At 68.2% G+C, this 8546-nt stretch carries 12 protein-coding genes; 3 read left to right on the top strand and 9 right to left on the bottom strand.

Going from position 1 to position 8546, the window contains the following annotated elements; genetic code table 11:
- Positions 1-304: S-adenosylmethionine:tRNA ribosyltransferase-isomerase (locus tag I53_RS07365; protein ID WP_043348509.1), on the bottom strand; the 304-nt coding region annotated here is incomplete at its 3' end.
- Positions 305-401: 97 nt separating this feature from the next.
- Between I53_RS07365 and I53_RS07360 the strand changes: the two genes are divergently transcribed.
- From I53_RS07360 to I53_RS07350, 3 genes are all read left to right on the top strand, one after another.
- Positions 402-659 carry a hypothetical protein gene (locus tag I53_RS07360; RefSeq protein ID WP_043348508.1) on the top strand — a complete coding sequence of 86 codons (258 nt, stop codon included), beginning with the start codon at positions 402-404 and terminating at the stop codon, positions 657-659.
- A complete protein-coding gene (locus tag I53_RS07355) occupies positions 656-886 on the top strand; it encodes a hypothetical protein (RefSeq protein WP_244538815.1) in 231 nt (76 codons plus the stop codon). The genes I53_RS07360 and I53_RS07355 overlap by 4 nt, the downstream gene beginning before the upstream one ends.
- A 97-nt stretch (positions 887-983) precedes the next feature.
- On the top strand, positions 984-1871 hold the full coding sequence (locus I53_RS07350) for a cation diffusion facilitator family transporter (RefSeq protein ID WP_043348505.1): 888 nt from the start codon (positions 984-986) through the stop codon (positions 1869-1871).
- Between the two features lie 5 nt (positions 1872-1876).
- On the opposite strand, the gene I53_RS07345 is transcribed toward I53_RS07350, so the two are convergent.
- The 8 genes from I53_RS07345 to I53_RS07310 all read right to left on the bottom strand — a co-directional run bounded on the left by I53_RS07345 (position 1877) and on the right by I53_RS07310 (position 8543).
- Positions 1877-3133 (bottom strand): SfnB family sulfur acquisition oxidoreductase, encoded by a 1257-nt coding sequence (locus I53_RS07345; RefSeq protein WP_043348503.1) that lies wholly within the window; start codon positions 3131-3133, stop codon positions 1877-1879.
- A gap of 42 nt (positions 3134-3175) precedes the next feature.
- Entirely contained in the window at positions 3176-4291 is a 1116-nt protein-coding gene (gene sfnG, locus I53_RS07340) for a dimethylsulfone monooxygenase SfnG (RefSeq protein ID WP_043348501.1), read from the bottom strand.
- Positions 4292-4503: 212 nt separating this feature from the next.
- Positions 4504-5268: an SURF1 family protein gene (locus tag I53_RS07335; RefSeq protein WP_043348498.1), complete on the bottom strand. Its 765-nt coding sequence runs from the start codon at positions 5266-5268 to the stop codon at positions 4504-4506.
- Positions 5265-5645 carry a DUF983 domain-containing protein gene (locus I53_RS07330; RefSeq protein ID WP_051044717.1) on the bottom strand — a complete coding sequence of 127 codons (381 nt, stop codon included), beginning with the start codon at positions 5643-5645 and terminating at the stop codon, positions 5265-5267. Before I53_RS07330 ends, I53_RS07335 begins: the two co-directional genes overlap by 4 nt.
- A gap of 146 nt (positions 5646-5791) precedes the next feature.
- Entirely contained in the window at positions 5792-6655 is an 864-nt protein-coding gene (locus tag I53_RS07325; RefSeq protein WP_043348496.1) for a cytochrome c oxidase subunit 3, read from the bottom strand.
- Positions 6656-6809: 154 nt separating this feature from the next.
- Complete coding sequence (locus I53_RS07320) at positions 6810-7421, bottom strand: cytochrome c oxidase assembly protein (RefSeq protein ID WP_043348494.1); 612 nt, start codon at positions 7419-7421, stop codon at positions 6810-6812.
- 10 nt (positions 7422-7431) lie between these two features.
- On the bottom strand, positions 7432-7596 hold the full coding sequence (locus tag I53_RS33770) for a hypothetical protein (RefSeq protein ID WP_043348492.1): 165 nt from the start codon (positions 7594-7596) through the stop codon (positions 7432-7434).
- Positions 7597-7601: 5 nt separating this feature from the next.
- The gene (locus tag I53_RS07310) at positions 7602-8543 is read right to left on the bottom strand and encodes a heme o synthase (protein ID WP_043348512.1); all 942 of its coding nucleotides are present in this window, start codon (positions 8541-8543) and stop codon (positions 7602-7604) included.
- Between the last annotated feature and the right edge of the window lie 3 nt (positions 8544-8546).

Below are 8546 nucleotides of genomic sequence, written 5' to 3'. Positions count from 1 at the left end.
TTCGCCGGCCGGGCGAAGCGCGCCAGCGATCCGGGGCTTCGCGCAGGTGAAGCAACACCTCCGTGCGCTGGCCCGGGGCGCCGGGACGCGTGCGGACACCGTTCAACCGCGCGGGGATCACCTTCGTGTCGTTGAAGACCAGGGCATCGCCCGCCCGGAGGGCGCCGGGAAGGTCGCGCACGGTCCGGTCGGCTGGCGGCAGGCCGGGTTGCACCACGAGCAGCCGCCCGGCATCGCGCGGCTCGGCCGGGCGCAGGGCGATGCTGGTTTCCGGCAGGTCGAAATCGAAGAGGTCCACGCGCATCGCCGGCTGCCTGCACCGAACGGCACGCGGTTTCAACCGCGGAACCGCCGGGGAGTGCGCCCGTTTCCGCGTCACCGAGACGCGAGGTCCTCGATCCATGCCCTGGTACGCCGTTCGCCCCCGTGATGACGCCGACCCCCGCTGGCCGCTGCCCGGCACAGCCGAGATCGTGCTGAAGGCCGAGGATCCCGAAGCCGCCCGCGCGAAGTTCGAATCGGCCTATCCGAGCCAGCCCTTCGGCAGCCCCGGCGTCCCCGTTCCGGATACCGGTGCCGGCAGCTTCCGCGGCGATCCGGACGCGCTAATCGTTGCCGAGACGGGCGAGCCGTCGGCGTCGCGGGATCGCCCCGCGTGACGACCCGCGTGCCCCCCCGCGCGCCCCGCCGGTCCATCACCCTGGACGGCCAGCTCCTCGGCTATTGGGAGCGTGAGGCCGCTCGGTTGGAGACCCTGGCCGCCGCGACGCGCTTCGCCTGGCAGCGTCGGCGCTATCTCCGCAAGGCCGAGGTCGCCCACGCCAAGGCGGAGCTGAGCCGACGGCGCGAGGTTGCCCGGGGCCGCGAGACCCCGTCGGAGACATAGCCGCGGCTAACACGTTTTCGACGGTCTCGAACCTTTGCCGTGGCCTTGGCCGCGGCGGGTGCCGTATGGGCGCGGCGTCACCCCAACGGCGCAATCCATGGACCGCACCCAGAAAGCCGCCCTCTTCAGCGCGGGCATCGGCCTCGCCGTCACGGCGCTGAAATTCTACGCCGCGTGGCTCACGGGCAGCCTCGCCCTGTACTCCGACGCGCTGGAGAGCATCATCAACGTGGTCGCGGCCGTGGGCGCCTTCGTGGCCCTGCGGGTCGCCGCGCGTCCGGCCGACGAGGACCATCCCTACGGACACCACAAGGCCGAGTTCTTTTCCGCGGTGATCGAGGGCGCGCTGATCGTGGTGGCTGCGCTGCTGATCCTGCGCGAATCCTATTCCGGGCTGCTCGCTCCGGAGCCCCTCGACGCGCCGCTGATCGGCCTCGCGATCAACTTCGGGGCCGGAATCATCAACGCCGCCTGGGCGGTGGCACTCATGCGGTGGGGCAAGCGCTGGCGTTCGCCGGCTCTGATCGCCGATGCGCGTCACGTCTTCGCCGACGTTGTCACGTCCTGCGGTGTCCTTGCCGGCGTCGGCGCCGTCATCCTGACCGGGTACCCGGTCCTCGACCCCGTCGTGGCCGGGCTCGTGGCGCTCAACATCCTCTGGTCCGGCTTCCGCATGGTCCGGGAATCGGTGGACGGCCTGATGGATCGGGCCGCCCCGGCCGAGATGGTGAGCCAGATCCGGTCGCTCATCTCGCAGCACGGTGAGGGCGCGCTGGAGGCGCACGACGTGCGCACCCGCTCCGCCGGTCAGGCCACCTTCATCGATTTCCACCTCGTCGTCCCCGGGGCCATGACCGTCGAGGATTCCCACGCGATCTGCGACCGGCTGGAATCCGCCTTAGAAACGACGATTCCCGGCGCCGTGGTGACCATTCATGTCGAGCCCGGCGAGGAGGCCAAGGCCCGGGGACTGCCCGTTCTGTAGAACCGTCAGCTCCAGGCGTGGAGCGGCGGATTCACGCCGTTCAGGGCGTGGTTGCCCACGATCGCGTATTTCCAGCGGACCGGATCGTGCAGCGTGTGCGTGCGGGCGTTCCGCCAGTGCCGGTCGAGGTTCTCCGCCGCCAGGGTCGAGCGGGTGCCCGACAGCTCGAAGAGCTTGTTTGACGCCGCCAAGGCCACCTCGGTGGTGAGCACCTTTGCCTCGGCCACGGCGATCTGTGCCGCGGCGACCGCCTCGGCATCGGGTCGCGCTACGGCCGCATCGAGGACGAGCCCGGCCCGGTCGAGCAGCGCTTCGGCGGCGTGCTGCCGGATGGTCAGATCGCCGATCGCGTGGATCGTGTAGGGATCGTCCGAGGCCCGTTCCAGCCCGCTATCGATCCAGGGGCGGGCCTTGTCGCGAACGAAGCGAATCGTGTCGTCCAGGGCCTCGCGGCCGATCCCGGCATCGACGGCCGCCTGGATAATCTGGAACACCGCGCCGTCGGCGGTGGGCGCCTCGTAGCCCTTCCAGGCGGGGACGAGATGGCTCTTGGGAACCCGCACGTCCTCGATCAGCACGGTCCCGCTGGCCGTACCGCGCTGGCCGAAGCTCGACCAGTCGTCGATTACCGTCAGGCCGGGCGCGTCCCGCTCGGCGATGGCGTACCAAGCACGCCCGTCTCCATCGAGCGCCACGATCGGCACGAGATGCGCGAGAAGGGCGCCCGTGGCGTAGAATTTCTGGCCCCGCACGACGACGTGGTCGCCGTCATCGGTGAAGCGTGTGTCGAAATCGGCCGCCCGCTTGGTGCCGCGCTCCGAGAAGGCGTTGCCGAACCGCGTTCCGCGCAACACCTCCGAGAAGAGCAGGTGCTTCTGCGCCTCGTCCGACACGGTCCGGATGGCAGCCAGGATGCCGAGATGGTTCTGGGCGATCTGCGCGATCGATGGATCGGCAGCCGCAAGGATGGCGATCACCTGGGCCAGGGTCCGGTAGGAGACCTCCGGGCCGCCATACGCCCGCGGCACGTTGATCGACCAGAGGCCGCTCTGAGAGAAGGCGTCGAGTTCCGCCAGCGGTCGTGCGGCGTGGCGGTCCCGCTCCGAGGCGCCGCCCCGGAACGCGGCAGCCAGCCGCTGGGCGACGGCCAGCGCCTCGGCATCGTCACGGATCACATGGGCGGGGGAGGGCGGTCGCGCGGGGCCGGGAGCGCCCTGACGGCGCTCCGGCGCGAGCGTGCGCGCATCGACGGCGATGTTCATGGCTCACTCCAGTCAGGCAGGATACGGATCGGCGTGCGACGCTCAGGCTGCCTCGGCATGCCGGTTCCGGGCGGCCTCGAGGGCGCGGACCCGGGGGATCACGTGCGCGCCGAAATACGCGACGTCTTCCTGGAAGTGCAGGAAGGCCAGCAGCGCGAGGTCCGCACCGGCATCCTTCAGCGCCAGGATCCGCTCGGCGATCTGGTCGGGCGTGCCGATCAGGTTGGTCTTGAAGCCGTCGTTGTACTGAACGAGATCCTCGAAGCTCGACTTCGCCCAGTTGCCTTCGCCTTCGGGCGAGGCCTTGCCGGCATTCTTCACCTCGTGGCCGAAAGCCTTCACGGCCTCGGAGTCGGCATTGTCGATGATCTCCTGAAGGACGGCGCGGGCTTCCTCCTCCGTGTCGCGGGCGATCACGAAGGCGTTCACGCCGATCCGGGGATAATTGCCGGTCTCGGCCGACTTGGCGCGGATGTCGTCCACCTGGGCCCGGATCGTCTCCGGCGTGCCGCCATTGGTGAAGTACCAGTCGGAGACGCGGGCCGCCATGTCGCGCGCCGCCCGCGACGAACCGCCCTGGAAGATCTCAGGCAGCGGCTGGGCGGGCTTCGGCTTCAACGTGTAGTCGCTGTAGCGATAGAAATCGCCGCGGAAGGTGAAGTTGTCCTGCGTCCAGATCCCGCGCAGGCTCCGGATAAATTCCTCGGACCGGCGGTAACGCTCGTCATGATCGAGCCAGGGCTCGCCGATGGCCCGGAACTCTCCCGAGAACCAGCCGGACACGATGTTCACCGCGATGCGCCCCTCGGTGAGCTGCGAGATCGTGGCGATCTGCTTGGCGGCGAGGGTCGGATGCCACGGTCCGGGCAGAAGGGCGGCGATGACCTTGAGCTTGGTCGTCGCGGCAAGCAGGGCGTGGCTGAAGGCCACCGATTCGTGCTGGTACTCAGCCCCGTAGCCGGCGGTGAACCGGATCTGCGTCAGCCCGTACTCGAACCCCGCCGCCTCGGCGATCTGGGCCAGCTTTCGATTGTACTCCGCATCCCAGCTCGTCCGCTGCGGGATCTTGCTGATCACGAGCCCACCGGAAACGTTGGGCACCCAGTAGGCGAAGCGGATCGGCTCGCGCCGCGGGTCATCGGCGAAATGGCTTGTCATCCGGCGCTACCTCAGTTGCACGGCGGCCACGCGCCGTGTCGTCTTTGGAAGATCGCCGCGAACTGAATACACTATGCACTGCGCGGCCGATCGATCCAGAACACAGAAAGTATTCTGGAGCGACGGCGCGCGGTCAAAGGAACGGGTTGCTGTTTTTCAGCCGGACCCCGCGAGACTTTTCCTCGCCGGGAGCCAAAGAGTTCGATTTTGTCCTAGGCCGCCCGGGGCTCGGCCGAATCGCGCAGGCGCCGCCACGCGAAGACCGAGAAGACGCCGATCAGACAGGCGGCGAGGCCGAACCACGTGAACGCGTATTGCAGATGGTTGTTGGGGAGGTCGACGCGCAGCTGACCGCCCCGCGGCCAGGTCGTCTGTCCCGGGACGGCATCGGCCTCGATCAGGTAGGGCGCCACCGTGCCGAGGCCGCGGGCCGCGGCGATGCCGGCGATGTCCCGATTGAACCACTCGCCACGGGCCGGGTCGGGCTCCGGCACGAACATCCCCCGGGCCTCGCTGGACCGGAGGATTCCAGTGACCGTCGTCGGCCCCTCGATCAGGCCATCCCGACGATCACCCTGCGCCTTCAGTTCCGTGGGCACGAAGCCCCGGTTGATCAACACGATGCTGTCGTCGTCGCGGCGCAGGGGCGTGAGAACATAGAAGCCTTGCAGGGCGCGTCCCGGCGTCTCGCCGGCTGCCAGGCCGTGGACGAGGGTCTCCCGATCGTTGAGGAATCGCCCGGAGACCCGGACATGCCGAAACTCGTCACGCTCCGGAGTCCAGGCCTCCGCCGTTGGGGGCGCCACGGGTTCGGCCCGGCTTTGCCGAACGATCCGCGCGATCAGGTCTTCCTTCCAGCTCTTGCGTTCGAGCTGCCATGTCCCGAGGCCGAGCAGGATGGCCAGAGCGATCAAGGACGCGATTCCCGGCGCGACGAGATCGCGCCAGGCGGCCCGCTTCGTTTCGGCAGCGGTCACGGCTCGAAGCGCCCTTCCTCGGCCCGATTGCTGAACTGAAGGGCGACCAAAAGGCCCTTGAGCGGTCGAACCAGGATCAGGCTGAGCCCGACGGAGAGTGTCAGTGCCACCGTGGCGTGAACCCAGATCGGCGGCTCGTAGGTGATCTCCAGCCACAGGGCGAGGCCCACGACGATGAGGCCGACGATCGACATCACGAAGAAGGCCGGCCCATCCGCGGAGTCGAAATGCGCGTAGTCGAGGCCGCAGGCCTCGCAGGAGGGGCGTAGGGTGAGAAACCCCTTGAACAGATGTCCCTCGCCGCAACGCGGGCACCGGCCGCGCAGGCCGGTGGGGATCGGGGGCGGCGGCGAATAGGTTCGGTTGTCCACGGGCATACTCCAGAACAGCTCCGCGCGGACCCCGGTCGTCCCGCGCCCGGGCCGTCCTATCCGATATGGGGATCACGAAGCGTCGGAAATGCAAAAGGGCGGCCTGAGCCGCCCTTCGCAGGTCCGCCATGCATCGGCGGGATGCTTCGGTCTCAGTGAGCGCCGCCGCCGTGGAAGACGCCCGAGCCCCACACGTAGATGGCGGCGAACAGGAACAGCCATACGACGTCGACGAAGTGCCAGTACCATGCGGCGAACTCGAAGCCGAGATGCTGGCGCGGGGTGAACTGGCCCGCATAGACGCGGAACAGGCAGACCGCGAGGAAGATCGTGCCGATGATGACGTGGGCGCCATGGAAGCCCGTCGCCATGAAGAATGTCGACGCGTAGATGCTTCCCGAAAAGCCGAATTCGGCGTGGCTGTACTCGTAGGCCTGGCAGGCTGTGAACAGAACGCCGAGGATGATCGTCAGCCACAGGCCGTATTTCAGGCCCTTGCGGTCGCCCTCGATCAGCGCGTGGTGGGCCCAGGTCACCGTGGTGCCGGAGGTCAGCAGGATCAGCGTGTTGAGGAGCGGCAGATGCCAAGGATCGAAGGCCTCGATACCCTTCGGCGGCCAGACGCCGCCGGTAAACTCCACACGCGAGACCTGGATGGGATCGGCGGTGTAGAGCGCGGCCTCGAAGTAGGCCCAGAACCACGCGACGAAGAACATCACCTCGGAGGCGATGAACATCATCATGCCGTAGCGGTGGTGCAGCTGGACGACGCGGGTGTGATCGCCAGAATTGGCTTCGTGGGCGACGTCCCGCCACCACGAGAACATCGTGTAGAGGACGCCGATCGTGCCGGCCCCGAAGATGTAGGGGCCTGGGCTCAGGGTGCCGATCTGGAGGCTCTTCATCCAGAACACGGCGCCGAACGCCATCAGGAAGCCTGAAAAGGCCCCGATCAACGGCCACGGGCTCGGACTCAGGATGTGATAGTCGTGATTCTTGGCGTGCGCCTCGGCCATCGTCCCGTCGCTCCTCACCCTCGTGCCCCGCGCCGTTCCCGGCATCCGGCCTTACGCTGTTCGTTGCTTGCTCTTGGCCGGGCGCGGCCGACACCACACCCAAGCTTGCCCGAACGTTTAGTCGGTGCAGCCCCGTCTTGTCACGGGTCCGCGATCAGAAATCGCCCTTCGTCTCCGAAGAACCGGACTTCGCCACCGTCGCCTTGACCGGCTGGCCGTTCTTGGAGGCGAAGTACGTGTAGGACAGCGTCATCTCCGAGAGATGCGCGGTGTTCGAATCGTCCCGGACGGCCGGATCGACATAGAACACCACGGGCACGTCCAGTGTCTCGCCGGGCTGAAGCGTCTGCTCGTTGAAGCAGAAACAGGCGATCTTGACGAAATAGCCGCCCATCAGGCCGGGCTGGACGTTGAAGGTGGCCACACCCGCCGACGGTGCGCTGCCGACATTCTGCACCCGGAAGAAGACGGTCTTCGTCTCGCCGAGCTTCGCTTCGACGCGGCTCACTTCCGGGACGAACTTCCAGGACAGCCCCGGCGCGACGTTGGTGTCGAAATGCACGACCATGCTGTCGTCGGTGCGTGCCGCGGAGGCGGCGAGCGCCGGTCCCTGGCGGGGCGTTCCGTCGTAGCCGGTCGCCTTGCAGAACGCGTTGTAGAGAGGGACCGACGCGAAGGCGAGGCCGACCATGCCGACGGCGAGACCGGCGCAGGCGATGGCGGTACGCTTGGCGCCGCGACCCGGACCGGAAGGGGCAGCTGTCATCGCGAACTCCTCAGAGCGGCCGGCTCAGGATCTGCGGTCCGAGCTTGACGATCGTCAGCACGAAGAACAGCAAAACCCAGGCGCCGAGGGCCAGCGCGATGGCCACGGAGCGCTTCCGGCGGCGCGCCTCCTCCTCGGGGGTGAGTGGCCGGTACTGGATCTCGGGATCCGCCATGGAGCTCAGCCCAGGACCGGGCGGAACAGGCCGAAGCTCTGCTCGGCCAGGAGCGCCGAGAACAGCGCGAACAGGTAGAGGATCGAGAAGCCGAACATGCCCATGGCGGCACGCTTTTCGGAATCGCCCTCGCGGTTCCGGAGAACCCGGATGCTGAAGGCCACCATACCGAGGCCGCCCACAAGGCCGACCACCGCGTAGACGAGGCCGCCGAAGCCGAGCGCAACCGGCACGAGGCCGAGGGGCGCGAGGAGCAGCGAGTACCACACGATCTGGCGGCGGGTGGAGGCCGGGCCGGCGACGTTCGGCATCATCGGGATGCCGGCGCGGGCGTACTCGTCGGCCTTGATCAGGGCGAGCGCCCAGAAGTGGGGCGGGGTCCAAATGAAGATGATGGCGAACAGAATCAGGGACTCGATGCCCACCGAGCCGGTCACCACCGCCTGACCGATGACCGGCGGCAGGGCGCCCGCGGCGCCGCCGATGACGATGTTCTGCGCCGTCGCCCGCTTCAGCCACATGGAATAGACCACCGCGTAGAACACGATGGTGAAGGCCAGGAGCGCCGCGGCCAGCCAATTGGCGGTGAGGCCCAGCACCAGGACGGACGCGACCGACAGGAACAGGCCGAAGCCGAGGGCCTCCTCCGACGTGATCTTGCCCGCAGGGATCGGCCGCGTCGCCGTGCGGCTCATGACGGCGTCGATATCCGCGTCCCACCACATGTTGAGGCAGCCGGAGGCACCGGCGCCGACCGCGATGGCGAGCAGCGAGATCGCGCCGATCGCCGGCTGCACGTGCCCGTGGGAGACCACCATGCCGACCAGGGCGGTGAAGATGACGAGAACCATCACCCGCGGCTTCAGCAGGGCGAAATAGTCCGGAACGTCGCCGCCGGCGCTCGTGAGGGCCGGGGCGGGGACCTCCGGTCCGATCGTGTTCGTCAGGCT

Source organism: Methylobacterium sp. B1 (assembly GCF_000333255.1).
GTDB lineage: Bacteria > Pseudomonadota > Alphaproteobacteria > Rhizobiales > Beijerinckiaceae > Methylobacterium > Methylobacterium fujisawaense.
Note: the sequence above shows the minus strand (reverse complement) of the source record. Positions and strands in the feature narration are given on the sequence as shown.